Raw genomic sequence first — 25,469 nt, forward strand, 5'->3', positions numbered from 1 at the left:
ATCAGAGTATGGAAGTTAAGGGCAAAACCGCCGTTGTGACTGGTGGAGGCTCGGGGCTCGGTGCGGCAACCGCACGGGCATTGGCAGCAGCGGGCGCAAAGGTCTCCCTGCTCGACGTCAATCTCGCGCAGGCCGAAAAGGTCGCCGCCGAAATCGGCGGCAAGGCGATCGCCTGCGATGTTTCCAATGCCGCTGCCGCCGAAGCGGCCCTTGCTCAATCCGCCGAAGCCCTGGGAGAAGCACGGATCCTGATCAACTGCGCGGGTATCGCACCCGCCGTTCGCGTTGTCGGCCGCGAAGGCCCGCACGATCTCGACGTGTTCCGCAAGGTCGTCGAAGTCAACCTGATCGGCAGCTTCAACATGCTGCGGCTGTTTTCCGACCGCGCTTCCAGGCTTGAGCCGCTCGCTGACGGTGAACGCGGCGTGGTGATCTCGACGGCTTCCGTTGCAGCCTTCGACGGCCAGATCGGCCAGGCAGCCTATTCCGCCTCCAAGGGCGGCGTGCACGCCATGGCGCTTCCGATCGCGCGCGAGCTTGCCCGCTTCGGCATCAGGGTGATGACCATTGCACCGGGGATCTTCGCCACCCCCATGCTGCTCGGCATGCCGCAGGAAGTCCAGGACAGCCTCGGCGCCTCCGTCCCCTTCCCGTCGCGTCTGGGGCAGCCTGAGGAATATGCCAGCCTTGCCATGCACATCATCGAAAATGTCATGCTCAATGGCGAGACGATCCGTCTTGACGGGGCGATCCGGATGGCACCGAAATAGGGAGCTGGGTCCTCTGATGAAGGAGCCCGTCAAGACCATACGCGACACGGACGAGGAAGCGCGCAGGCTCGCGCGCCGGCTCATCCGTGGCGCCCGCTTTGGCGCCATCGCCGTGCTTGAGCCAGGCACCGGCTTTCCCTTTGCCAGCCGGGTCCTGACCGGCACTGATATCGACGGCACGCCGTTGATCCTGGTCTCGGCACTCTCGGTGCACACCGGTGCGCTGACTGCCGATCCGCGCGCTTCGCTTCTGTTCGGCGAACCCGGCAAGGGCGACCCGCTCGCCCACCCCCGCATCACCGTGCGCACCCGGGCGGAACGCGTTGCAAGGCAGGATCTGGCCCATATCCGCCTGCGCGCCCGCTTCATTGCCAGGCATCCCAAGGCGGCACTCTACGCTGACTTTCCCGATTTTTCGTTTTTCCGCATGGTTCCCGAATCAGCCAGCCTCAATGGTGGCTTCGGCAAGGCCTTCGTGCTCGATTCGTCCGATCTTCATATCGTCTCACCGGCCATCGCCGATGTCGGAGAAATCGAACCGAGCGCGATAAATCATATGAATGCCGATCACCCCGATTCCATCGATTCTTATGCCCGGAACCTCGGAAAATCGAAGAAAACGGGGTGGAAAGTCTGCGGAATTGACTGCGCGGGCCTCGATCTTGCCAATGGCGACGAACTTCTGCGCATCGAATTCGATACGCCCCTGCAACAGGCGTCCGGGTTGCGGACGAAACTTGCCGAACTCTCCCGTACGCTGTGAGAAAATAAGGGTGTACATTGACCGCTTTATAGTTGAAATATAATCGACGACATTTTTTGAGCATTTGGACTAATTTATTGAAGCCCGCCGCGGGCGGTGGCTACGGATGATACCCATGATTGATACGAGCCGTCTGGAAAATTACTCTGAGGAAGCAGCAGACCTTCTGGCTGCGATGGGCAATCAGAAGCGGATGATGATTCTCTGTAATCTCGCCAAGGGAGAAATGCAGGTTGGCACCCTGGCGGAGAAGGTTGACTTGAGCCAGTCCGCCCTGTCCCAGCACCTTGCCAAACTCAGAACGCGTCAACTGGTCAAGACCCGCCGCGAGGCGCAGTCGGTGTATTATTCGATCAACTCGGAACCCGTTCTGCAGATGCTGCGGACACTGAGCAGCATCTATTGCAACTGAAGCAACGCATCTGATCCTGGGTCAGGTCGCCACAGCCTGATCAGGGCGCTTGACGATGCCACCGGCCCATCCCCATATGGGGCGGAAAGGATGATGCTGATGACTATTTCTATCCGGATTGATGGCATGCATTGCGGCGGATGCGTGCGTTCCGTCGAGAAAGCCGCACAGTCTGTCGACGGTGTTTCAAACCTGTCGGTCAACCTCGAGAGCGGCGAACTGAGGGCCGATATCGACAGACCTGAGCTGGTCGACACGCTGAAAGGCGTTATCGAGGATTGCGGTTTCGACGTGACCGGCGTCACGGCCTGAGGCCGATCCATTGACCGCCAAACCCGACCATGTGACGTTCGATATCACCGGCATGACCTGCGCAAGCTGTTCGGCGCGGGTGGAGAAGGTGCTTTCGCGCCAGCCGGGCGTGGTGGAGGCGCGCGTCAATCTGGCGCTAGAACGCGCCGACATAGAGGGAACCGATCTCGATCCATCGAGCCTATCCGAAGCCATCGCACGTGCCGGTTTCGGCGCCGTGCTGCGCCGCGACGATTTCGCCGCACACCGTGACGCCGACGAAGCCCAAGCAGCCAGCCGCCGCGCCGATGAGCGGCAGACCCTGCTGCGCCTCATCGTTTCAGCCATCCTCACCCTGCCCATCGTCATCGGCATGCTTCCGATGATGACCGGCCTCGGCGACGCGTGGATCTCCCCCGTCTGGCAGGCGCTGCTGGCCACCGGGGTGATGGCAGTATCGGGCAGCCGGTTCTGGCGCGAAGCCTTCGGCGCCCTGCGTGGCGGGTCGGCCAATATGGCCGTACTGGTCAGTCTCGGCACCGGCGTCGCCTATGTCTGGTCGCTGTGGGTAATGGCAAGCGGCTGGAACGATCCACACGCCGGTCACGGACAGGCGATGGCCTCGCATCTCCACTTTGAAGCCGCCGCAGTCGTGCTGACGCTCATCATGCTCGGAAAATACCTCGAAGCCCGGGCCAAATCCGGCGCCGCGGGTGCCTTGCGGGCACTTGGCCGGCTGCAGCCCGACACAGCCGAGCTGAAAACCTTGAGCGGGTCGGTCCGCACAATTCCGGTCGAACGCCTTGCGGCCGGCGATGTCATCGTCGTCAGGCCGGGCATGCGGGTTGCCGCCGATGGCGTCATCCTGACCGGCCGGTCCTCCCTCGATGAGGCCATGGTGACAGGCGAAAGCATGCCGGTTTCCCGCGGGCCCGGAGACCAGGTCATCACCGGCACCACCAACACGGATGGCGTGCTGGAGGTCCAGGTGACCGCCGCCGGTGCTGACACGCGGCTTGCCCGCATGACGCGGCTGGTCGAGGAGGCCCAGACCGGTCATGCGCCGGTACAGAAGCTTGTCGACCGGATATCCGCGATCTTTGTTCCGCTCATCCTGGTCATCGCCCTGGCGACATTTTCGGGATGGATGCTCTCGGGCGCGGACTTTGAAACCGCCATGGTCGCGGCCGTCGCGGTGCTGGTCATCGCCTGCCCCTGCGCACTCGGCCTTGCCACGCCCACCGCGCTCGTTGCCGGCACCGGCGCCGCGGCAAGAGCCGGCATCCTGATCCGGGACATCGAGACGCTCGAACGCGCCACCGACATAAGGCTGGTGGCGTTCGACAAGACCGGAACCCTGACCATGGGCACGCCCGAAGTTGCAGGGCTTTACCCGGTGGCAGGCACCAGCACGCCCGAACTGCTCGGCCTTGCCGGTTCGGTCGAGACGGGAAGCGAACACCCGCTTGGCCGTGCCATCCTTGCCCGTGCCAATCGCGAGGGCATCCGGATTTCCCCGGCGGCGGACATCCGCGCCGTTCCCGGCCGCGGCCTGGAAGGAACCAATGACGGAGTGAAGATACGGGTCGGCTCGGAGCGGTTTCTCGCCGAGGCCGGCATCGATACGAAGGGCGCCGAAGCAACAGGCGCGCGCGATGAAACCGGCACATTGGCCTGGGTTGCCAAGGGCGATCTGCTGATTGGCGTGATCCGCCTGGCCGACACCATCAGGCCGCAAACCCGGCAGGCCCTTGCCGATCTGGCGGCAAGAGGACTACCCAGCGTGATGCTGACTGGAGACAATGAGGCCACCGCCCGGGCGATCGCGGCCGAGGCCGGCGTGTCCGATGTTCGCGCCGGGCTGCTGCCTGGCGAAAAGCTTGACGTCATCCGCGATCTGGCGAAAAGCACAGGAGGTCATGTCGCCTTTGTCGGGGACGGCTTGAATGATGCGCCGGCGCTCGCCGCGGCCAATCTCGGCATTGCCATGGCCGGTGGAGCCGACGCCGCCCGCGAAGCGGCCGCCATCACCCTGATGCGGCCCAATCTCCGCCTCGTGTCTGCGGCTCTGGATGTCGCGGCGAAGACCCGGCGAACCATTCGGCAGAACCTCGGCTGGGCCTTTGTCTACAATCTGATCGGCATTCCCCTGGCCGCCCTCGGCATCCTGCCGCCGGTCTTTGCCGGCGCCGCCATGGCCTTCTCCTCGGTCAGCGTCGTCACCAATTCCGCCCTGATGGCGCGGTGGAAACCGGGCTTTGCCAGGGACTGAAGCCCTCGTCGCGGACAGCTGCAAAGGAAGCGGAGAAACGGGCCTTTCATTCCCGGCCCGCACCTGACAGGCAGGTGAACTCTCGCGCCTTGCTTGCACAAATGCGCACAGAATCGAAAAGGCCCGCCTCTTCGGAGACGGGCCTTTCTTGATGCTTGAACCGAAGATCTGATCCGGTCCGCCCGGTCAGAACTCTTCCCAGCTGTCTTGTGCGACGGCTGCATTTCCCTGGCTGCGCATCTGCGGCCGGGCAGCGCTGGCGGCGGGCCGGCGGGCCTCAGTCGGAGCCGGCTTCGCCATGGTCCGTGCGGTCTGGCGCAGCACGGCCGATTGCGCCGTTGCCGAGCCATCGATCGTGAACTGGGAGATCAGTTCACGAAGCTTTCCGGCTTCGGCGGCCAGTTCGGCGGAGGCAGCGTTGGATTGTTCCACCATCGCGGCGTTCTGCTGGGTTGTCTGGTCCATCTGGTTGACCGCCTGATTGACCTCGGACAGACCGGTGGACTGCTCTTTGGCCGAGACGGCAATCGCGTCCATGTGGGTGTTGATTTCGGTGATGAAGCCACCGATGGTACGAAGCGCTTCGCTTGCCTTGCGCACCAGATCCACGCCGCTGGAAACTTCCGTCGAGGAGTTGTGGATGAGCTCCTTGATTTCCTTTGCCGCATTGGCGGAGCGCTGGGCCAGCTCGCGCACTTCCTGGGCAACGACGGCGAAGCCTTTGCCGGCTTCCCCGGCGCGTGCAGCCTCGACGCCGGCATTCAGCGCCAGAAGGTTGGTCTGGAAGGCGATCTCGTCGATCACCCCGATGATGTTCGAGATCTGCTTCGAGCTTTCCTCGATCCGCCGCATCGCGTCCTCTGCCTGCCCGACGACCTCGGAAGACTGGTTTGCCGAGGAATTGGCCTGGGAGGCTACGCCGCGGGCTTCTTCGGTGCGCTTTGTGGAATTGACCACATTGGCGGTGATTTCCTCAACGGCGGCTGCCGTTTCCTCGAGCGCGGCAGCCTGACGCTCGGTGCGCTTTGCCAGGTCATCCGTGCCGTTGGCGATTTCGCGGGTTCCGGTTTCCATCATCGAGACACTGTCGGTGATCGACCCCATCGTCGAGCTCAACTGCCGGACCGACTGGTTGAAGTCATGGCGCAGGGCTTCAAAGTCCGGCGCAAAGGCCTCTTCGAGCTGGAACGACAAATCCCCCGCGGCCAGTCGCTTCAAGCCTGCGGCGAGGCCGGACGTGGCGATTTTCAGGCGAGCCGCGGCATCGGCCTCCGCCTTTTCCTGCGCGGCGATGCGATCTGCCTCGGCCTGCTTGCGGTTTTCTTCCGCTTCCGCCTGCAGGCGCCGGTTGGCAACACCGGCTTCGCGGAACACCTGCATGGCTTCCGCCATCTTGCCGATCTCGTCCTTGCCGCCCTTTTCGATGGTCACGTCGAGGTCGCCGTTGGCGAGTTTTGCGGTGGCGTCAGCCAGGCGGCTCAGCGGACGCGAGACCATCTGGAAGTTCATGAGGCCCATGCCGGCGGCCACGAGGGCGACGATGATGGATGCCGCGAGGCTGATGAATTCAACGGCTGTAAGGGCCGACATCTGGTCGCTGGAAGCAGCGGCGCTCTTCTGCTGGATCGTGCTCAGCAATCCGCCGACTTTCGCTCCGAAGTCCGCCAGGAGCGTGGTGCCTTCGCCTGTCAGTTCCAGTACCCGCGCCAGTTCAACCGTCATTGGATCCCGCATCAGCTTGATCTGGCGTTCCACCACAGCGCTGCGCCATTCGCCAATCACCGTTGCGGCTTCTCTTAAAGCCGGCTCCTCACTGGCGGCATGTTTCGAATAGAGATCCATGAGCTTGGCAAACTCGGCGTCGATGGACGCGCTTGATTCCTCGTAAGCCGTCACGAACGCGCGATTGCCCGTCAGCAGGAAGTTCTTCACGTGAAGATTGGCTTTGTTGACCTCGGAGTTGAGGTTGGTGGTCTCATCCAGCAACTCCGCCATTGTCTGGCTGTGCTGGGCAAGTTCGTTTGCGGTCAGTGCCCGCATGTAAATGAGGCTGGAGGCACCGATGGCAATGAAAGCCAGGATTGCGAAGGCTGCGAACCCCTTTGTGCTGACGGATATGTTCTTGAGCATGTTAAACGTCCTGTTGGGTCTGAGGTGTCGCGGCCTGGAAGGCTCAGTATATTACGACGCTATCTGTATGGGCTTGGTCATGCACCGGTGGCGATACGACGTTCAAGTTCTGTCAGGTTGACTTCCATGGTCACTGCGCCGATGGATTTGTCGTTGTCGGTCAGAGTGAAACTGACCTGACCGCGCCAGATCTTGTTGTCCTCGTCCCATTCTGGCTCATCGACAAACAGCGCATCACCGGAGACATCGTAGGTTTTCTGAAACTTGGCTTCGTCGCCCTGCCAGTAGTCACTGGTAATCGAGCTTTGTCCGACATTCAGGCCGTTGTGGTCCATGACGAAGATTTCGGCATACAGACCAAGTGATTTTCCCTGCAGGCGCGTCAGGTAGACCGACAGCGGGTTCGACAGTGTCGCCGCGATCAACGGCTTGTCATCGCTTTCGCGTTCAGCCCGCCACTGGGCATCGAGGGCATCGATCTTTTCCTGGGGAAGCTTCTGGATGCGGTCATTCTGGGCGCCGACCGAAATCCGCACGATGTCGGTTTCGATCCATTGGCGCATTTCTTCCACCACCGGTGCGGTAATGAGACGATGAACATCGGGTTTGGCGGGTTCCGCTGACGCCGCGGAAGCCAGCACGCACATGGCGGCTGCGGAAAATATGCTTTTCGAAAAGCCCATGGTTGTCTCCTTTTGGACAACAATTGGACCTATTTTTTTAAAAGATGGTTAAACACCCCAGTCTTATTGGTATTAGGTGAAAAACGACTCAAGATATCTTCTACCGCCGGAACATCGCAACGCCGCAGACCCACTTGAGGACAATTCGGATACATCCCGGAATGCAGACGGGCGTTATCCGGCGAGAATAACGCCCGTCAAGCGACGGCAGGGAAATCCCTGCCATGCCGCCGGTCGCTGGCGAAAATGAACACCCAATCTTGCACCGGCCTTACCTCGCAAGCCGGCTCCCTTGTGACGGCTGCCTTGCCGTGGCATTGGAGTGCCCGGATGAACAGGAACAGGCCATGAAGCACAAGATCATTATCGATACAGATCCCGGCATCGACGACGCCATGGCAATTGCCTATGCGATCGCTCACCCCGATATCGAGTTGCTGGCCCTGACCACCATCTTCGGCAATGTGCGCACCGACGAGGCGACCCGCAACGCGCTTGCGCTGCTCGACCACTGGGGCGTCAGCGCAGACGTGGCCGAAGGCGAGCCGGCGCCGTTGTCGATGCCCGCCAACCAGCCAAGCTATCTGGTTCACGGCCGCAACGGCTTTGGCGAAGTCGACATACCGGCTTCCACCCGGCAAAAACACGTGCTGGACGCAGTCGACTACATCATCGAGGCGACCAAACGCCATCCGGGAGAAATCACCATTTGCGCCGTCGGCCCCTTGACCAACCTGGCGAGGCTGCTCGAGCGCGATCCGGAGGTGGTCTCCCGCCTCAAGGGCGTCATCGTCATGGGCGGCGCCGTGCACCGCAAGGGCAATGTCACGCCGGTGGCGGAGGCCAATTTCTGGAATGACCCGGACGCCGCCGATGCCGTGCTGGCGGCAAGCTGGCCGCTGGTTCTGGCGCCGCTCGACTGCACCATGCCGGTGGTTTTCACGCCTGACTTCATGCAGGCCCTGGCCAGGGAAAACCCGACGATGGGAACGCCTCTGGCGGCCATGGCCGAATTCTATGCCCGGTTTTACCGCTCCCATCTCGGCATCGGCGGCTGCGTGCCGCATGATGTGATGGCGCTGTCCTGGCTGACGGTTCCGGGCGCCTTCCGCCTGCAGAAGGGCGCGCTTGCCGTGATCACCGACGGCCCCGCCATCGGTCAGACCCTGTTCCAGCCCGGCGGCACGAAGAGCCGGGCCCGTTGCTTTGACGGCAGACCGGACCATATGGTGATGGTCGACACGGACCCGGAAATGTTCATGGCCGACTATATGATGGTCATGACGCAGCACGCCGGGTGAAACATCTCCCCTCGTTGGCGGCGCCAACGGAGGAGCGAAATGGACAGCTTGAAAAAGGGTGGACTGGCAGTCGTCATCGGCTCCACCGGCGGCATCGGCGCGGCGATGGCCGATATCCTGGAACAGTCCGGCGCCTTTGCCGGCGTCACCGGGTTCTCACGAACATCGCAGCCCGGGATCAATCTGCTCGACGAGCAAAGCATCATCCGCGCCGCCGACACCGTCAGGGCGAGGCAAATGGATCTCCGCCTGGTCTTAGACGCGACCGGCTTCCTGCATGGCAGCGGTTTCACGCCTGAGAAATCGCTCGCCGCCCTCACGCCCGAGCACATGGCCCATGCCTTTGCCGTCAATGCGATGGGGCCGGCGCTGGTGATGAAACATTTCCTGCCACTGCTGCCGAAGCAGGGAAAATCGATCTTTGCCACCCTGTCGGCGAAGGTGGGCTCGATCGGCGACAACCGGCTCGGCGGCTGGTACAGCTACCGTGCCTCCAAGGCGGCACTCAACCAGCTGGTCCACACCGCGGCAATCGAATTGGCCCGCCGGAAACCTGAAGCCGTCTGCGTGGCGTTGCACCCCGGAACCGTCGACACCGGCCTGTCGTCGGATTTTGCCAGGACCGGCCTCAAGGTTCGCCGGCCGGACCAAGCCGCCGCCCTGCTGATCGGCGCGCTTGACCGGCTCACGCCGGCCGAGACCGGCGGCTTCTTTGACTACAACGGCGAGCCGCTGCCCTGGTAAGGGCGCTGATTGCGCCGATCCTGCCCTCCCGCGAACTCCACTCTTTACCCGGCTTTCACCAGCATCATCCTATAAGACTGCCATGAACGAGACGAAGATCATCCGCTGGGGCATCGCAGGCACCGGAACCATCGCCCGGCAGTTCGCTTCCGACATCGGCCATGCGCGCGGCGCGGTGCTGGCGGCAGTCTGCTCGCGCGACGTGGCTCGGGCGCGTGAGTTTGCTGAGCGCCAGCCCGGCGTCCATGCTTTCGGCTCGCTTGCCTCTATGCTCGACGCGCAGGCCGTCGACGCTGTCTATCTCGCCACCCCGAATACGGCGCACCGGCAGGCCGCCCTCGAATGCATCGCCGCGGGCATCCCGGTGCTCATCGAAAAGCCGATGACGGCCAGCCTTGACGAAGCCCTGGAAATCGAGCGGGCTGCGAGCACTGGCGGCAGCCTCGTGATGGAGGCGATGTGGAGCCGCTACCTCCCCGCCATGGGGGCCCTGCGAACGGCCCTGCGCAACGGCCTGATCGGCACCGTCCGCAAGATCGAGGCGGATCTTGCCTGGAAACACGAATATGATGCCGCAAACCGGTTCTTCGACAAGTCCCAGGGCGGCGGCGCGCTGCACGATCTCGGGATCTACCCGATCTCGCTGGCACGTTACTTTCTCGGTGATCCCGACAGCGTCGACGCATCCTGGCGGGCCGCGCCATCGGGTGTCGATATCGCGGCAACCCTGCATATGCAATTTGCAGACGCCGAAGCCGAGATCCGGTGCGGCTTCGATCGCAATGGATCCAACCGGATGTTGATCGAAGGCGACAAAGGGGTTGTGGTGATCGCGCCGCCGTTCATCAAGGCGTCAGGGTTCACGGTCTACCCATCCCGCCGCCTCGCCGATCTGGCCCAGCCGGGTGGCAACGGCTTGCCGGACCGGATCCGCCGGAAACTTTTCAAGCGCCTGCCGCTGCCCGGAACGGCAATCCACCATTTCGGGTTTGAAGGCGGCGGGCTGCAGTTCGAGATCGAAGCCGCATCCGAAGCCATCCGTCAGGGCCTGAGCGAAGAACCGGACAACCGTCTGGGCGACAGCATTGCCGCCTTGAGGATCATCGCGGCCGTTCTCGCAAAACCTCCGGCCGCAGGATAAGACCGCTAGAATCCGGAGCGCGGGGTAAACGATCCCACGCCTTCGTTCATCGCCAACGCCAGTTCCGTCAGATGCAGAGCCCTTTGGCCGGAAAAGAACGGCACCTGGTTGTTCGCCAGCGCCTCCGCCATGGTGGCGATGCCGCGGGCAAAGTCGATCTGCGAGGGAAACGCCGCAAGCTTGACCGCCTTCGGCGGAGCCGGATAGGCGACCGGCCGGCCGTGGGTCAGCCTGAGCGGCAACACTTGTCCGCGCGAGCGTTCGAACCGCCCCGCCAGGCGTTGCAGCAGCGGTCGCTTGCCGTCAAACCGGCTCAGATGCACGGGCGAGCGGTCGTCCCAGAGATCCCGCACAACGATGGTGCCCTCTTCTCCGACAATCGTCAGCGACCGGTCGCGCGGCGCGGCAAGCCCGCAGGTCAGGCGCGCCGTCACCCCGGAACTGAACGACAGGCAGCCGACGGCAAAATCCGGCGCCATGGCGATGTTTCCTGTGCCCGGCCCCTTGTCGGGGAAGGTGAGCGCCGAAAAGGCTTGCCCCTGCTCGACAGCGCCAAACAGCGACACCAGCCAGGACAGGCCGTAACCGGCATGCTCGAGCGTGCAGCCGACCTCGAATTCATGCAGACCCGGCCATTTGGCACCCGAGCGCGAACGCCACTCCGTCCAGTTGTCCTTGAACACCGGTCCGTCTTCCATTTCGGCATAGGCAAGCCGCGGCGCACCGATCCGCCCGGCTGCGATCAGGCCGGCGACCAGCTGCTGCGCATCCGAAAGACCGTTGGCCGGCGCACCGCAGACCGTCAGCCCCTTGCTGTCGGCCAGATCGATGACCGCCCGCGCTTGCTCGTAGGTCATGCCAAGCGGCTTTTCGCAATAGACATGCTTGCCCGCGTTCAAGGCCGCGCAGTTGAGTTCGAAATGGCTCTCCGGCGACGCCAGGTTGACGAATATTTCGGTTTCACCGTCGGCCAGGCATTCTTCGAGCGATCCGTAGGCCTGAACATCGTGAAAGCGGCAGAATTGCGCGAGCCGGCCGGCATCGTGATCCCATGTTCCCGCAACAACGAGCCCGGGATAGTTGGCAAGCGTGGTCATGTAGTAGTCGGCAACGAAGCCGGTGCCGACAAGTGCGATCTTGGTCATGGGTCCTGGGTTCCGGCCAGCTGATGTCTTCAGACTAGCAATGCGACGTTAAGATGCGGTTGCCTGCGCGTGCCGGTCCGCAGCCGGTGTTCAGCGTGCATCCGCGAGAAATGACGCGATCCAGGTCAGCGGCGCGTTCCAGTTGATGGCGATTTCATTGGTCGAGTAGGACCGCGCATCATCGACATAGCAGGCCTGCGGCGCGCAGCCTTCGAGTTTCCGGATGGCATAGTCGTCGGCAAGGCCGCTGTTCGGCCCGCCGGCAAGCGCGCCTTTCGGCACCGCCGGGTAGGACGGATCGGTCGAGGCGGCGAACATGTTGGAATATTGCCGCTGCGCATAGGTCGTGCCGTAGCCGGTGACATAGGAGATCCCCAGGGCATTGCGGCCGAAAATGTAGTCCATGCTTTCACGCGCCGCCTGCAGAAAGCGCTTGTCACCGGTAATGTCATAGGCGGTAGCGACGACGATCATGTTCTGGATCACCGAATGGTTCGATCCCCAGCCGAACCGTTCGGGCCTGTACATCAGGCCGAAGGGCTCCTGCCTCTGGTCCGCAAGGTAAGCCTCGGCAGCATCGCGGACCGACAGTTGAACCGCCTTCAGATCGCGCTTCGGCATATTCGATGGAACCGAGGCGAGCTGCAGCCGGGCAAGGCCTGCGACCGAGCGCCAGTCGAACCCGTTCGGCGGGAACGCCGCTCCGGACCAGTAGGGCGATGCCTTGGCGCGGTCGAGCCATGCCTCGTCTCCCGTGGTCAGATACAGTTCCGACGCGGCCCAGTAGAATTCGTCGGTGACATCGTCGTCCTGATAGTCCCCGCCGCCAAAGCTGCCATCGGTATAGGGCGCATGAAGCGCCGGATTGGCTTCCGCCGCACGATAGGCGCGGACTGCCGTGGCGAGCAGTTTCTCCGAATAGGCCCGGTCATAGCGGGCAAACAGCCGCGCCCCCTGCGCCGCCGCCGCCGCAAGGTTGAGCGTGGCCGCAGTCGATGGCCGGTGCAGAACTCTCAGTTCGCGATCGCGATGCGGCAGGATCGGCCCCACGGTCCAGCGGTTGCCATGCACCTTGTGATGCGCCATCCCGGCAAGCGCCTCGCCTTCGGGAACAACCATCGACATCAGGAAATCAAGCTCCCAGCGGGCCTCGTCGAGAATGTCCGGAATGCCGTTTCCTGCTTCGGGAATCAGCGCCAGCCCGTCCGCGAGCGCCGGCGACGCGCCCCTTGTATGATGAAGCGCCCGCTCGTAGGTCCCGAGCAGCTGGGCCACGGCGATGCCGCCATTGACGACGTATTTGCCGAAGTCGCCCGCGTCGTACCAGCCGCCGGCCACATTGAGCTTGTAGCCGCAGCTCCACGCCTCGCCATAGACCTTGCGCGCCGTCCGGGTGTCGACGCAGCCAACCGAGGTGTCGCCACGGTTGGGCGCCTTGCCCAGGTGACCGGCCGGGCGGCCATAGCCCTTGCCGGCAAGCGCATCCTTGATCTCGATGCCGCTGCGGACCTTGTAGAAATAGCCGAGCGCGTCGACCCGCAGCGCCTCGTAGGCCGAGGCCGAAATCGAAAACGGCGGACTTGTCTCTTCACCGACGACAAGCCGGTAGCCGTCGCCGGGAGCCCGGACCCCGCTGAAATCGATCGTGTGCACATCGAGTCCGGAGGATGGGTTGTATCCCTGCGGCTTGCTGAACCCGTAAGCGACCTGCTCGCCCGAAGCCGAGAGCAATCGCCACTCGACCCGCGACCGGTCCTTGCGCACCAGGGTGGCGTGCTTGGGACCGTTGGAAAAATAGGCGAACTGGTTGACGCGGATCGCTGACGACGCGCTGGCCGCGGACTCCGCGGCGGCTTCCTGGCCGGACTGCAGCGAGGCCGCGTGCAGGCAGAAACGCCAGGGGGTATCGGACCCGCCAAGCTGGAAGACCAGCTGGGCTTCCGCATGGGTTTCGGCCGCGGTGAAATCCTCGTTCAGTGTCTGCTTGCCGGCATTGACGCTGCGCGAAATCTCGCCTTCCGCGGTCCAGGGTTCGGCGGCCTTCTGCGCCAGGGCCCGCATCGGTCCACCCGGATCGCCTGAAACCGTGACTGACAGCCGGTAACGCTCGCCTTTCTTGAACGAAAGCCCGTTGAACCCGAGGATCGCGTCCCAGGGCTGGGCGGTACCGCCGGCGACCACGCCGCAGAGCGCGCCGGGCTGATACTCGAATTTGATGGAAGGTGTCGCCCACCATTCTCCGGCAAGCACCGGCTGGGCAAACACCGGATCAGGCAGCATTTCGCGCGCTGCGGCTCGTTCGGATATGGCGTAGGACGCCAGCAAGGCAAGGAGGCCCGTCATGGCCCTGGAATACGTCATGTTTGTTTCCGGATTCAGTGATCGGGAAGAATGACGGCCCTGATGGCCGCAATGCATTGGCTGTCGCAACAAAATTAGGCTGTCGCCGTCAACAAAACCTTAACTGCACCCGGCCTCCTCGCCCGGTCCTTGACCTCGCCCCCCGAGCTCGAGGCCGCTCAGCCCTCCAGTCCGACAAACGCCCGGCAGAGCGGGTGATCCGGATCCGACAGCCCGTCGATCACATCGAAATGGTGCTTGCCGGCATCCTCGTGCATCTGCATCGGCGTCGCAAAGCCCCGCCACATTTCATAGAGCGCCCGGTTCTGCCGCACGAATTCCGGCCGCTCGGCAGCCCCCACCCATGCGGTGACCGGGATCGGCTTGAGCGGCGCCAGCAACACCGGGCTTTCCGATTGCGCCTCGGCCGCATCGATCTTCAGGATCTCATTCATCTCGGTGCGCATCAGCGGCCTGAGATCGTGAACGCCCGAGATCGATGTGACGCCGGCAATGCGGCTCAGGACCGCGTCGGACAACAGCGGTGCACCGCTGATCATGCGGGTGACCAGCTGGCCGCCGGCGGAGTGACCGGTAAGCCGGATCGGACCGGCGACTTCCCCTGCGGCAAAACCGATCGCCGCGGCAATTTCCCTGGCGATCCCGGAAATACTGTTGTCCGGACACAGAGTGTAGCTCGGCATCGCCACCGCATAGCCATGCGCCAGCGGCCCGGAGGCCAGGTGCGACCAGACCGACTTGTCGAACGCCTTCCAGTAGCCGCCATGGACAAACACAGCCAGCCCCTTTGCAGGATCCTTGGGCAGGAACAGGTCGAGGCGGTTGCGCTGAGCCGGCCCATAACCGAGATCCAGACGCGCCCTGCCCGCCTTGCTCAACTCTTCCCGGAAGGCCTCGGCCATCGCCGTCCATCGCGGCGGATAATCCGCTGCGCCGGCAATGTGGGCGCCATTCGCATAGGCATCGTCGTAGTCGGTAATCGGGTAATCTGTCACTGCGGTCTCCTTGGTTGGCGACATATTTACCGGGCTTCGGCCGAAGCGCAATGTTGACGGTAAAAGTCAAATTTTGATCAATTGATAAAAAAATTGACCTTTTGATCAAACCGTTTCATTCTTTCCGAACTGCGGCAGTGGTGGCGCTCGGGAGTTGCCCCAAAAAGACCGCAGACGAGGTTCTCGAAACGAGAGGGGTTCTGATGACTGAGTCCGAGACGAGCGACGTGAGGGCGAACCGTCTTTCCGGCGCCGAATATGCCGACAATTTTTCCGACATCCATCCACCGCTGACCCCGCACGAGGCGCTGGTGGAAGCGGACCGGTGCTATTTCTGCTATGACGCGCCGTGCATGACCGCCTGCCCGACATCGATCGACATTCCGATGTTCATCCGCAAGATCCAGGCCGCCAACCCCGTCGGCTCCGCCAAGACGATCTTCGAGCAGAACATCATGGGCGGCATGTGCGCCCGCGTCTGCCCGACCGAAACCCTTTGCGAGGAAGTCTGCGTGCGCGAAACCGCCGAAGGCAAGCCGGTCAAGATCGGACTGCTGCAGCGCTATGCGACCGACACCTTCATGGAGCGCGAACAACCCCATCCCTTCAGCCGCGCAGCGCCCACCGGCAAGAAGATCGCCGTCATCGGCGCCGGCCCCGCAGGCCTCTCCTGCGCCCACCGGCTGGCAACCAAGGGCCACGACGTCACCGTCTATGAAGCCCGCGAGAAGGCCGGCGGCCTCAACGAATACGGCATCGCCTCCTACAAGACGACCAACGATTTCGCCCAGGACGAGGTCGAGTTCATCCTGCAGGTCGGCGGCATCACCATCGAGAACGGCAAGGCGCTCGGTCGCGACGTCGCGCTGGAACAGCTGACCGCGGATTTCGACGCCGTGTTCCTCGGCCTCGGACTGCCCGGCGTCAACGCGCTGGGTCTTGAGGGCGAGAATGCATCGGGCGTCATCGACGCTGTCGATTTCATCGGCGTGCTGCGCCAGGCCGAAGATCTGTCACAGATCGAGATCGGCCGCCGGATTGTGGTCATCGGCGGCGGCATGACCGCGATCGATGCCGCCATGCAATCCAAGCTGCTGGGCGCCGAGGACGTCACCGTCGCCTACCGCCGCGGCCAGGAGCACATGAACGCCTCGCTCTATGAACAGGAACTGGCCCAGACCCACGGCATCGCCATTCGTCACTGGCTGATGCCCGACAGCCTGAATGTCAGCAATGGCGCGGTCACCGCGATCACGCTGGAAAGGACGGCGCTCGACGCCGGTGGCAAGCTTGTCGGCACCGGAGAAAAGGTGACCATCGAGGCCGACCAGGTGTTCAAGGCCATCGGCCAGACTCCGGATGCCGGACCGCTTGCCGGTTCGGTCGAGCTGGAGAAGGGTCGCATTCGCGTCGATGACCAGCGCCGCACCTCGCACAGCAAGATCTGGGCCGGCGGCGACTGCGTTGCCGGTGGCGAAGACCTGACCGTGGTCTCCGTCGAGGACGGCAAGATCGCCGCTGAAAGCATTCACAAAGCCCTGATGGCTTGAGGAAGGAAAAGATATCATGGCTGACCTTTCCACCAATTTTCTCGGTATCAAGTCCCCCAACCCGTTCTGGCTCGCATCGGCTCCGCCGACCGACAAGGCCTACAATGTCGAGCGCGCCTTCGAGGCCGGCTGGGGCGGTGTCGTCTGGAAGACGCTTGGCGAAGCCGGCCCGCCGGTCGTCAACGTCAACGGCCCGCGCTACGGCGCCATCTGGGGTCCCGACCGCAGGCTGCTCGGTCTCAACAACATCGAGCTGATCACCGACCGCGACCTCGAGATCAATCTCAGGGAAATCACCGAGGTCAAGAAGCGCTGGCCCGACCGGGCGATGATCGTCTCGATCATGGTGCCCTGCGAGGAGAGTAGCTGGAAATCGATCCTGCCGCGCGTCGAGGACACCGGCGCCGACGGCATCGAGCTCAATTTCGGCTGCCCGCACGGCATGAGCGAGCGCGGCATGGGGGCGGCCGTCGGCCAGGTGCCCGAATACATCCAGATGGTCGCCGAATGGTGCAAGCACTATTCGAAAATGCCGGTCATCGTGAAGCTGACGCCGAACATCACCGACATCCGCTACCCGGCACGTGCGGCCAAGGCCGGCGGCGCCGACGCCGTGTCGCTGATCAACACCATCTCGTCGATCGTCTCGGTCGATCTCGACAATTTCGCGCCCGTTCCGACGATTGACGGCAAGGGCTCGCACGGCGGCTATTGCGGACCGGCGGTCAAGCCGATCGCGCTCAACATGGTCGCCGAGATCGCCCGCGATCCCGAAACCCGCGGACTGCCGATCTCCGGTATCGGCGGCGTCCAGACCTGGCGTGACGCGGCGGAGTTCATTGCGCTCGGCTGCGGCACCGTTCAGGTCTGCACCGCGGCGATGACCTACGGCTTCAAGATCGTCCAGGAGATGGCGCAAGGCTTGTCGGACTGGATGGACGAGAAAGGCTATGAGACCATCGCCGACTTCCAGGGCCGCGCGGTCCCGAATGTCACCGATTGGCAGTACCTCAATCTCAACTACATCACCAAGGCGAAGATCGATCAGGATCTCTGCATCAAGTGCGGCCGCTGCCATATCGCCTGCGAGGACACGTCGCACCAGGCGATCACCTCAATGGTCGATGGCGTCCGGCATTTCGAGGTGATGGACGACGAATGCGTCGGCTGCAATCTCTGCGTCAATGTCTGCCCGGTCGATGACTGCATCACCATGGTGCAGATGACCGAGGGATCGGATCCGCGCACCGGCCGGCCGATCGACCACGACTATGCCAACTGGACGACACACCCGAACAATCCGATGGCAAAACAGGCTGCGGAATAGCTCCTTCACTGTTGGCCCGCCAGCGGATTGTCCCTCCCGGAAGACCGGCCGTGCGCAACGGCCGGTCTTTTGGTTTTCCGGTCTGTCGGTTTTGGTGACAGGCCCCGGCTGTCCGGGAAACCGGCTGCGATAAAACCGGGTTGATAAAACTTACTGATTGGTTGTCTCCCGGCCTGCAGGTTGCTATCAGGATCGAGGACTGTCTGCTGCCTGGGGAAAATCATGAAACTGTATAGCGCACTGGTTCTACTTGCCTGTCTTGTACTGACATCGTGTCAGACCATGTCCAAGGAAGAATGCGCCGTCGCCGACTGGCGCGTGATCGGGGAACAGGATGGCGCGGCAGGCTACAATCCGCAGGACCGATTTGCGCGGCACGTCAATGCCTGCACCAAGGCAGGTGTCGCCGCCGACCAGACCGCCTGGTACCAGGGCTATCAGCAGGGTCTGCCCCGTTACTGCACACCCCTTAACGGTCTGAACGTCGGTAGCCAGGGTCAGAGCTACGCCAACGTCTGTCCGGTCAATCTGGAATCCGGGTTCCGCGAGGGCTACGAGCTCGGGCGGATCCACTACGAAAAGAAACGCGAGCTCAACAATCTGGAATCCCGCGTCCGCAGTCTTGAGCAATCGATCCGTGACGATGTAAATCTGCTGTCGAGAGGCGCCGATGACTCCCGCGGCGTGGAACGGCGGATTGACGACAACCGCCGCAACATCCGCGACATGGATCGTGACATCGGCCGGCTGGAGTCAGATCTGCGCCGCATCGAGGACGATATGGAAGACTTCCGCTACCGCGCGGTGCCGCTGTCGCAGGGTTGACCACTGTGGCAAACCGCCGTCCTGTCCGGCAGGCAGAGCTTTCGCCTTGCGTCTGGCTGCCGCGCGGTCAGTCAAGCAAACCAATTTCCGGCACGTCATCCTGACGCTGTCAGGAACACATGATCGTTAGGTCTGCGCATGCGTGACACTGTCTCGGCACCGGCCGTTCGCCGGATAGTTCTGGTCTTGCTCCTATCGATCATGGCGTTTGCACAGGGCTGTACTCAGCTTGGCATCGCCGGTGCGGACATGAAGCCCGCCAAGACAAGTCTTCGGGCCTGCTGCACCAATATGGAAGAGTATCCACGCTGGTATGTCGAAATGGCGCGCGCGGTTGCCCCGGCGTTAGGCACCGTGCTCAGCCACGTTGCCTGGCGCGCCGGTTACCTCAAGTCAAAGCGGTCGGCGCAGGATGCCATCATGGATGTCCTGCAGCCGCTCGACATTGTCCTCGTCAGTTCCAAGGGCAGACGCTCGGGACAGATCATTCCCGGGCTGTTCGGTCATGCCGCCGTCTATCTCGGCACGGAAGATGAACTCAAGCGTCTCGGCATCTCGGCATCCGCGGAGGTCAGGCCACATCTCGCCAAGGTCCGCAGCGGTGATGTCTTCATCGAAGCCGATGCCGAGGGCGTGCACCTGTCACCGCGTTCCATCGTACTCAACACCGATGCGGTCGCGATCCTGCGGCCGCAATTCAGCAGCCTCAAGCAGCGGCGCAAGACGGCGCGCGATTTCTTTGCCGCCCTGGGAATGAGGTTCGACTTCCTGTTCGACGTGGAGACGCCCGATTGCACGTTCTGCACCGAACTGATCCAGCGCGCCATGCCGCAGCTCGACCTGCCGGTCACGGAGATCTACGGCGTGCGCACGATCATGCCCGACAGTGTTGCCGTTTCGGCGATCCGCAAGGGGCACGGCCTCGTCCTTGTCGGCTACATCAAGGGTGACCGCAAGGGTTGGCGGCAGGCGTCGATGTCGGATCTTGTAACCGATATCGGCAGGGACTGGGCGAAGCGCCAGCCTTAGGAAAGCGCCTTTCCGGCAGCCGGACCAGTCTGTCGGATGTTGCGCATGGAGAGCGGCTTCTGCCCGTACTGCTGCCTGAAGGCCCGCGCGAATCCTTCCGGCGAGCGGTAGCCATAGCGCCGCGCCACGGCCTCGACCCGGTCTCCCTTCTGCAGATCCTGCCGCGCCAGCAACAACCGCCATCTGCGCAGGTAAGCCGCTGGCGTTTCACCGACGGCGGACACGAAGGTCTCCGCGAACCGGCTGAGCGAGAGCCCGGCGATCCCGGCAAGGTCCTCATTGCGCCAGGTGCGCCCGGGGCTGCCGTGAATGGCGACGATCGCCCGGTTGAGCCGCGCATCCGAAAGACCCGAAAGCAGCCCCGGCTCGGTCGAGCCTGCCTCGATCTGCGCCCTGAGCAGCCGCACGACCATCACCTCGCCAAGGCGGTTGACGACCGAGGCCGATCCGCATCGGGCCGATGCGCGTTCCGACAACATCAACTCGATGAGACTGGCCGCCTCCCGGTCCCCCGACAGATCGAAACAGATCCTGTCCGGCAGTGCCGCCAGCAACGGATTGGAAGCCCCGCCCCAGTCGACTTCGGCGGAAAACCGCACCGTTTCAACCGGCAACCCTGCGCCAATGCCGGCACGCCCGAACCAGACCTGGCCCGGATCGCCGTCACCACCCGCAGTCACCACAAGCGTGGCGGCCTTCAACGGCGCCGGTTTCACCTGCAGGGTGAACCGTTCCATCAGCGTTGTCAGCCTGTCCAGAGGATTCATATCGGTGTTTTCGTCGGTTAAATCGGATTTTTCAGACCTTAATTCCGATAAGGTGCATGCACAACCCCGATGGAAAGGCTTCCCCATGCTCCTGCCCCGCCAGAAAACCCCGGATCTGAAACTGCCGACGCTTGAGCACGGCGAATTCGACCTGAAAACCGACGCCTCCGACCGCGGAACGGTGATCTGTTTTTACCGCGGGCTTCATTGCCCGATCTGCGCCACCTATCTCACCGAGCTGCAAAAGCGCGTCGACGACTTCGCCGAACGCGGCGTGGCGACCATTGCCGTCAGTTCCGACGGTCAGGAGCGCGCCCGCCAGATGGCCGGGAAGATCGGCGCGGACACGTTGCGCTTCGGCTATGACCTGCCGCTGGCCAAGGCGCGGGAATGGGGGCTCTACATCTCGACCTCGCGCGGCAAGACCTCGATCGGCATCGAGGAGCCGGCACTGTTCTCCGAACCCGGCCTGTTCATGGTGACGCCGCAGCGGACGCTTTACTACGGCTCGGTCCAGACCATGCCGTTTGTCCGCCCGCATTTTTCGGAACTGGTCAGCGCGCTCGATTTCGCCATCAAGAACGACTATCCGGCACGCGGCGAATACACCGGCGCGGTATAACCCCGCTCGGGAAGCAACGGCAGCGCTAGATCGCGCGCTGATTGACCCTGAGGGAGAGCGCCTCGGCGCTTTCCACCCGTTCTGAGTAGCGATCGACGAGATACTCCGACCGCCCGCGGGTCAGCAGGGTGAACTTCATCAGTTCCTCCATCACGTCAACCATGCGGTTGTAGAACGGCGACGGCTTCATCCGCCCTTCCTCGTCGAACTCGGCAAAGGCCTTGGGCACCGAGGACTGGTTGGGGATGGTGATCATCCGCATCCAGCGGCCCAGCACCCGCATCTGGTTGAGCGTGTTGAAGCTTTGCGATCCGCCGCTGACCTGCATCAGCGCCAGCGTCCGGCCCTGCGTCGGGCGCACGCCTCCGATCGGCGCCAGGGGAAGCCAGTCGATCTGCGTCTTCATCACCCCGGTCATCGCCCCGTGACGCTCGGGCGAACACCACACCTGGGCTTCAGACCAGAGCGACAGCTGCCTGAGTTCGACAACCTTGGGATGGCTCTCCGCATCGTCGGACACCAGCGGCAACCCTGCGGGATCAAAGACCCGCACCTCGGCGCCCAGCGCTTCGAGCACCCGCTTCGCTTCGAGCGTCAGGAACCGCGAATAGGACCGTCCCCTGAGCGATCCGTAGAGCATCAGCACCCGCGGCGGATGGCCGGGTTCCCCCGGCAGCGCGAGCTTGTCGATTGCCGGACGGTGGAAATTTTCCGGCTCGATATTCGGCATGTCCTTGATCATGGAACGGTAATCACCTCGCCGTCTTCCTTGGTGTAGGTGGCGCCCGGATCGACATCGAGAAGATCAAACACCTTCTCCGACGGGCGGCACAGCGCCACGCCCTTGGTAGAGCAGACAATCGGCCGGTTGACCAGAACCGGATGCTCGAGCATCGCATCGAGGATGGCTTCGTCGCTGACGTCCGGGGCTGTCAGACCCAGCTCCTCAGCGGGAGACTTGGAGACCCTGAGCGCCTCGCGCGGCGTCAATCCGGCAGCCGCAAACAGCCCCTGCAACTGCCCCCGGGTCCAGCCGGTTTTCAGGTATTCGACAATCACCGGTTCGCCGGCAAAGGCCCGGATGATTTCGAGAACATTGCGGGAGGTGCCGCAACCGGGATTGTGATGAATGACAATGCTCATGATCGGCTCCTCGACCTTTGGCGTCTGCATTCACCCCGCTTAACCCAGGCAGCAATGCAATGCCAGTATTACATCAAGATTTCTTGATTAATGGCTTTGCGATCCACGCCCGCGCCGAAAAATGATCATTGCATTGACGCCTTGCATCTTGATTGCGCGCGCCATCGGTTCCAAAAGGGCATCATCACAAGGGAGCTAAGAATGAGCATTGATCTGAGCGGCAAGACAGCATTGATCACCGGCGCCAGCCGCGGCATCGGCGAAGCGGCAGCCCGCATTTTTGCCGGTTACGGTGCAAATGTCGTGCTGGCTGCGCGGTCAGCGAAAGACATCGAACGGATTGCCGCCGATCTCGGTGACAAGGCGCTGGCCGTCACCTGCGATGTCGCGCTCTACGCCGATGTCGAGAATGCCGTCAACAAGGCGGTCGAACATTTCGGCAGCCTCGACATCCTGGTCAACAATGCCGGCATGATCGACCCCATTGCCCGCATCGAGGATTCCGACCCCGAGGCCTGGGACCGGGTGGTCGATATCAACCTCAAGGGCGTCTATCACGGCCTGCGCACCGCGATTCCCGTCATGAAGCGGCAGGGCGGCGGCGTGATCATCAACATCTCCTCCGGCGCCGCCATCGCAGCGCTGGAGGGCTGGAGCCATTACTGCGCCACCAAGGCCGCGGTCCTGTCGCTGACGAAGCTCGCCTACCGGGAATCCATGGCCGACAACATCCGCGTCGTTGGCCTTTCGCCCGGAACCGTGGCGACCGACATGCAGAAATCGATCAAGGATTCCGGCATCAACCCGGTCAGCCAGCTCAACTGGGAAAGCCACATTTCCGCCGACTGGGTGGGAGAGGCGATCGCCTGGCTGGCAACCGATGCCGGCCGTCCCCATGATGGCGGAGACTTCTCGCTCAAAACCGAGGAAGCAAGGCGGGCTGTCGGGCTGATCGCCTGACCGCCCGCTGAAAGTCAAAGATCGCGCACGCGCGGCGTTCCGCCGGTCTTGTCCTTCGGCCGCAACCCGTCGAGGAACAGGGTTTCGAGATAGCGCGCCGCATCCTCGAACCGGCCCACAGCGCCCCGATCCGGCCCCAGGATCACCTGAACCTGGACGTCGAAATCGGCGTAATGCTGCGTGGTCGACCAGATCGAGAAGATCAGGTGCCGGGGATCGACGGTGTTGATCTGTCCGGCCCTCATCCAGCCGCGCAGGATTTCGGCTTTCTCGTCGACCAGCGGCTTCAGCTCGCTCTCCAGCAGCCGCTTGATGCGCGGCGCGCCCTGCAGGATCTCGTTGGCGAACAGCCGGCTTTCGCGTGGAAAGTCGCGCGCCATCTCGAGCTTGCGGCGGATGTAGGACTGCAGCTCCGGCAGCGGATCACCCACCGCATTGAGTGCCTGCAGCGGTTCCAGCCACTTGTCGAGCAGGCGGGCGATCAGCGCCTCGTAGATGTCCTGCTTGCGCCGGAAATAATAGAGCAGGTTGGGCTTCGACATGCCGGCATGCTCGGCGATCCGGTCGATGGTCGCACCGCGAAATCCATGCGCCGAAAACTCTTCAAGAGCGGCATCAAGGATACGTTCCTCATTCTCGATCTGAATGCGAGTCTTGCGTTGGGTTTCGGTGGCCCTTGCCTTCAAGTCATCCGCTCCATTTCATTCCCGCGGCTGCCGCCAATCCGAAGCGCCAAAGCTCTTGCGCACAACGCCGAATTTGCCTTGACCGGGTGATTGACCCTGCTAGAGTTTTATCAAACAGTCAATATTTCGCAACTCAGTCTGCCTGTCAGCGGATACAAGCCACCTTAAGTGGCGCTTGGCTGGAAGATCGGGAAGCCAATGCGTCAGGAGGCGCGCCAGCCATGTCGAACCGGCTCAACACAACACCCAACGACCTTCGTGCCTTCTGGATGCCGTTTACCGCCAACCGGCAGTTCAAGCAGAACCCGCGTATGCTGGTCGGCGCAAAGGACATGCATTTCACCGCCTCCGACGGCCGCAAGATTCTCGACGGCACCGCGGGCCTGTGGTGCGTCAACGCCGGCCATTGCCGCCCGAAGATCACCGAGGCTATTGCCCAGCAGGCCGGCGAGCTGGACTACGCCCCCGCCTTCCAGATGGGCCACCCGAAGGCGTTCGAACTGGCCAACCGCCTGGTCGACATCGCGCCCGATGGCATGGACCATGTGCTGTTCACCAATTCCGGCTCGGAGTCGGTCGAAACCGCGCTGAAGGTCGCGCTCGCCTACCACCGGGTGAAGGGCAACGGTTCCCGCACCCGCCTGATCGGCCGCGAGCGCGGCTATCACGGCGTCAATTTCGGCGGCATCTCGGTCGGCGGCATTGTCACCAACCGCAAGATGTTCGGCACGCTGCTGACCGGCGTCGATCACATGCCGCACACCCACCTGCCCGCGCAGAACGCCTTCACCAAAGGTCAGCCCGAACATGGCGGCGACATCGCCTCCGAACTCGAGCGCATTGTCACCCTGCATGACGCCTCGACCATTGCCGCCGTCATCGTCGAGCCGGTCGCCGGTTCCACCGGCGTGCTGATCCCGCCGAAGGGCTACCTGAAGAAACTGCGCGAGATCTGCACCAAACACGGCATCCTGCTGATCTTCGACGAGGTCATCACTGGATACGGCCGTCTCGGCTCGCCCTTCGCAGCCCAGCATTACGACGTCATGCCTGACATCATCACCACCGCCAAGGGCCTGACCAACGGCGTCATCCCGATGGGTGCGGTCTTCGTGACCTCCGAGATCCACGACGCGTTCATGCAGGGTCCGGAGCACATGATCGAGTTCTTCCACGGCTACACCTATTCCGGCAATCCGATCGCCTCGGCCGCGGCGCTGGCGACACTCGACACCTACAAGGAAGAGGGCCTGTTCACCCGCGCTGCCGAGCTGTCACCGTACTGGGAAGAGCAACTGCATTCGCTCAAGGACTGTCCGCATGTCATCGACATCCGCAACACCGGCCTCATCGGCGCCATCGAGCTCGAGCCCATAGCCGGCGAGCCGACCAAGCGCGCCTTCTCGGCCTTCCTCAAGGCCTATGATGACGGTTTGCTGATCCGCACCACCGGCGACATCATCGCGCTCTCCCCGCCCCTGATCATCTCGAAGGATCAGATCGACGAATTGTTCGAAAAACTGCGTACAGTGCTCAAGGGGATAGCGTAACC

24 protein-coding genes are annotated in these 25,469 nt (G+C 62.9%); 15 read left to right on the plus strand and 9 right to left on the minus strand.

Annotation, left to right across the window (positions count from 1 at the left end):
* Positions 1 to 8: 8 nt before the first annotated feature.
* From O4H62_RS15295 to O4H62_RS15315, 5 genes are all read left to right on the plus strand, one after another.
* A complete protein-coding gene (locus O4H62_RS15295; RefSeq protein WP_269389122.1) occupies positions 9 to 770 on the plus strand; it encodes an SDR family NAD(P)-dependent oxidoreductase in 762 nt (253 codons plus the stop codon).
* Positions 771 to 786: 16 nt separating this feature from the next.
* Entirely contained in the window at positions 787 to 1,533 is a 747-nt protein-coding gene (locus O4H62_RS15300; RefSeq protein WP_269389123.1) for a HugZ family protein, read from the plus strand.
* Positions 1,534 to 1,651: 118 nt separating this feature from the next.
* Positions 1,652 to 1,945 (plus strand): ArsR/SmtB family transcription factor, encoded by a 294-nt coding sequence (locus O4H62_RS15305; protein ID WP_269389485.1) that lies wholly within the window; start codon positions 1,652 to 1,654, stop codon positions 1,943 to 1,945.
* Between the two features lie 99 nt (positions 1,946 to 2,044).
* Positions 2,045 to 2,257, plus strand: a complete 213-nt coding sequence (locus O4H62_RS15310; protein WP_269389125.1) for a heavy-metal-associated domain-containing protein — start codon at positions 2,045 to 2,047, stop codon at positions 2,255 to 2,257.
* Positions 2,258 to 2,267: 10 nt separating this feature from the next.
* Positions 2,268 to 4,508: a heavy metal translocating P-type ATPase gene (locus tag O4H62_RS15315; RefSeq protein ID WP_269389127.1), complete on the plus strand. Its 2,241-nt coding sequence runs from the start codon at positions 2,268 to 2,270 to the stop codon at positions 4,506 to 4,508.
* Positions 4,509 to 4,694: 186 nt separating this feature from the next.
* Here O4H62_RS15315 and O4H62_RS15320 read toward each other — a convergent pair whose 3' ends face one another.
* Both O4H62_RS15320 and O4H62_RS15325 read right to left on the minus strand, forming a co-directional pair.
* Positions 4,695 to 6,638 (minus strand): methyl-accepting chemotaxis protein, encoded by a 1,944-nt coding sequence (locus tag O4H62_RS15320; protein ID WP_269389128.1) that lies wholly within the window; start codon positions 6,636 to 6,638, stop codon positions 4,695 to 4,697.
* Positions 6,639 to 6,715: 77 nt separating this feature from the next.
* Positions 6,716 to 7,321, minus strand: a complete 606-nt coding sequence (locus O4H62_RS15325; protein ID WP_269389130.1) for a hypothetical protein — start codon at positions 7,319 to 7,321, stop codon at positions 6,716 to 6,718.
* 347 nt (positions 7,322 to 7,668) lie between these two features.
* On the opposite strand from O4H62_RS15325, the gene O4H62_RS15330 reads away from it, so the two are divergent.
* The 3 genes from O4H62_RS15330 (at position 7,669) to O4H62_RS15340 (ending at position 10,507) form a co-directional block, all read left to right on the plus strand.
* Positions 7,669 to 8,622 carry a nucleoside hydrolase gene (locus O4H62_RS15330; RefSeq protein ID WP_269389132.1) on the plus strand — a complete coding sequence of 318 codons (954 nt, stop codon included), beginning with the start codon at positions 7,669 to 7,671 and terminating at the stop codon, positions 8,620 to 8,622.
* A 39-nt stretch (positions 8,623 to 8,661) separates the two neighbouring features.
* Positions 8,662 to 9,366 carry an SDR family oxidoreductase gene (locus O4H62_RS15335; RefSeq protein WP_269389133.1) on the plus strand — a complete coding sequence of 235 codons (705 nt, stop codon included), beginning with the start codon at positions 8,662 to 8,664 and terminating at the stop codon, positions 9,364 to 9,366.
* Positions 9,367 to 9,448: 82 nt separating this feature from the next.
* Positions 9,449 to 10,507, plus strand: coding sequence for a Gfo/Idh/MocA family protein (locus O4H62_RS15340; protein ID WP_269389134.1), 1,059 nt, complete (start codon positions 9,449 to 9,451; stop codon positions 10,505 to 10,507).
* 5 nt (positions 10,508 to 10,512) lie between these two features.
* Here the strand turns inward: O4H62_RS15340 and O4H62_RS15345 are convergent, their stop codons facing one another.
* From O4H62_RS15345 to O4H62_RS15355, 3 genes are all read right to left on the minus strand, one after another.
* Positions 10,513 to 11,652 (minus strand): Gfo/Idh/MocA family protein, encoded by a 1,140-nt coding sequence (locus tag O4H62_RS15345; RefSeq protein WP_269389136.1) that lies wholly within the window; start codon positions 11,650 to 11,652, stop codon positions 10,513 to 10,515.
* Positions 11,653 to 11,742: 90 nt separating this feature from the next.
* On the minus strand, positions 11,743 to 14,013 hold the full coding sequence (locus O4H62_RS15350; protein WP_269389138.1) for a glycoside hydrolase family 9 protein: 2,271 nt from the start codon (positions 14,011 to 14,013) through the stop codon (positions 11,743 to 11,745).
* A gap of 158 nt (positions 14,014 to 14,171) precedes the next feature.
* Complete coding sequence (locus tag O4H62_RS15355) at positions 14,172 to 15,008, minus strand: alpha/beta hydrolase (RefSeq protein WP_269389140.1); 837 nt, start codon at positions 15,006 to 15,008, stop codon at positions 14,172 to 14,174.
* Between the two features lie 203 nt (positions 15,009 to 15,211).
* Between O4H62_RS15355 and O4H62_RS15360 the strand changes: the two genes are divergently transcribed.
* The 4 genes from O4H62_RS15360 to O4H62_RS15375 all read left to right on the plus strand — a co-directional run bounded on the left by O4H62_RS15360 (position 15,212) and on the right by O4H62_RS15375 (position 19,739).
* On the plus strand, positions 15,212 to 16,558 hold the full coding sequence (locus O4H62_RS15360) for an NAD(P)-dependent oxidoreductase (protein WP_269389141.1): 1,347 nt from the start codon (positions 15,212 to 15,214) through the stop codon (positions 16,556 to 16,558).
* Positions 16,559 to 16,574: 16 nt separating this feature from the next.
* On the plus strand, positions 16,575 to 17,885 hold the full coding sequence (gene preA / locus O4H62_RS15365; RefSeq protein ID WP_269389142.1) for an NAD-dependent dihydropyrimidine dehydrogenase subunit PreA: 1,311 nt from the start codon (positions 16,575 to 16,577) through the stop codon (positions 17,883 to 17,885).
* A 222-nt stretch (positions 17,886 to 18,107) separates the two neighbouring features.
* A complete protein-coding gene (locus tag O4H62_RS15370) occupies positions 18,108 to 18,710 on the plus strand; it encodes a DUF2799 domain-containing protein (protein WP_269389143.1) in 603 nt (200 codons plus the stop codon).
* A gap of 138 nt (positions 18,711 to 18,848) precedes the next feature.
* Entirely contained in the window at positions 18,849 to 19,739 is an 891-nt protein-coding gene (locus O4H62_RS15375; RefSeq protein ID WP_269389144.1) for a YiiX/YebB-like N1pC/P60 family cysteine hydrolase, read from the plus strand.
* On the opposite strand, the gene O4H62_RS15380 is transcribed toward O4H62_RS15375, so the two are convergent.
* Positions 19,736 to 20,506 (minus strand): AraC family transcriptional regulator, encoded by a 771-nt coding sequence (locus tag O4H62_RS15380; protein ID WP_269389146.1) that lies wholly within the window; start codon positions 20,504 to 20,506, stop codon positions 19,736 to 19,738. The two genes, O4H62_RS15375 and O4H62_RS15380, sit on opposite strands and share 4 nt — an antisense overlap.
* 85 nt (positions 20,507 to 20,591) lie before the next feature.
* Between O4H62_RS15380 and O4H62_RS15385 the strand changes: the two genes are divergently transcribed.
* Positions 20,592 to 21,128, plus strand: coding sequence for a peroxiredoxin-like family protein (locus O4H62_RS15385; RefSeq protein ID WP_269389148.1), 537 nt, complete (start codon positions 20,592 to 20,594; stop codon positions 21,126 to 21,128).
* A gap of 25 nt (positions 21,129 to 21,153) precedes the next feature.
* Here O4H62_RS15385 and arsH read toward each other — a convergent pair whose 3' ends face one another.
* Both arsH and arsC read right to left on the minus strand, forming a co-directional pair.
* On the minus strand, positions 21,154 to 21,870 hold the full coding sequence (gene arsH / locus O4H62_RS15390) for an arsenical resistance protein ArsH (protein WP_269389150.1): 717 nt from the start codon (positions 21,868 to 21,870) through the stop codon (positions 21,154 to 21,156).
* Positions 21,867 to 22,271: an arsenate reductase (glutaredoxin) gene (gene arsC, locus O4H62_RS15395; RefSeq protein ID WP_269389152.1), complete on the minus strand. Its 405-nt coding sequence runs from the start codon at positions 22,269 to 22,271 to the stop codon at positions 21,867 to 21,869. Before arsC ends, arsH begins: the two co-directional genes overlap by 4 nt.
* A 201-nt stretch (positions 22,272 to 22,472) precedes the next feature.
* Here arsC and O4H62_RS15400 point away from each other — a divergent pair, with 201 nt between their 5' ends.
* Complete coding sequence (locus O4H62_RS15400) at positions 22,473 to 23,231, plus strand: SDR family oxidoreductase (protein ID WP_269389153.1); 759 nt, start codon at positions 22,473 to 22,475, stop codon at positions 23,229 to 23,231.
* A 14-nt stretch (positions 23,232 to 23,245) separates the two neighbouring features.
* On the opposite strand, the gene O4H62_RS15405 is transcribed toward O4H62_RS15400, so the two are convergent.
* Positions 23,246 to 23,917 (minus strand): TetR family transcriptional regulator C-terminal domain-containing protein, encoded by a 672-nt coding sequence (locus tag O4H62_RS15405; protein WP_269389154.1) that lies wholly within the window; start codon positions 23,915 to 23,917, stop codon positions 23,246 to 23,248.
* A 221-nt stretch (positions 23,918 to 24,138) separates the two neighbouring features.
* Between O4H62_RS15405 and O4H62_RS15410 the strand changes: the two genes are divergently transcribed.
* The gene (locus O4H62_RS15410) at positions 24,139 to 25,467 is read left to right on the plus strand and encodes an aspartate aminotransferase family protein (protein ID WP_269389156.1); all 1,329 of its coding nucleotides are present in this window, start codon (positions 24,139 to 24,141) and stop codon (positions 25,465 to 25,467) included.
* Positions 25,468 to 25,469: the final 2 nt, after the last annotated feature.

This window comes from Parahoeflea alexandrii, from assembly GCF_027214025.1.
Classification (GTDB): domain Bacteria; phylum Pseudomonadota; class Alphaproteobacteria; order Rhizobiales; family Rhizobiaceae; genus Hoeflea; species Hoeflea alexandrii_A.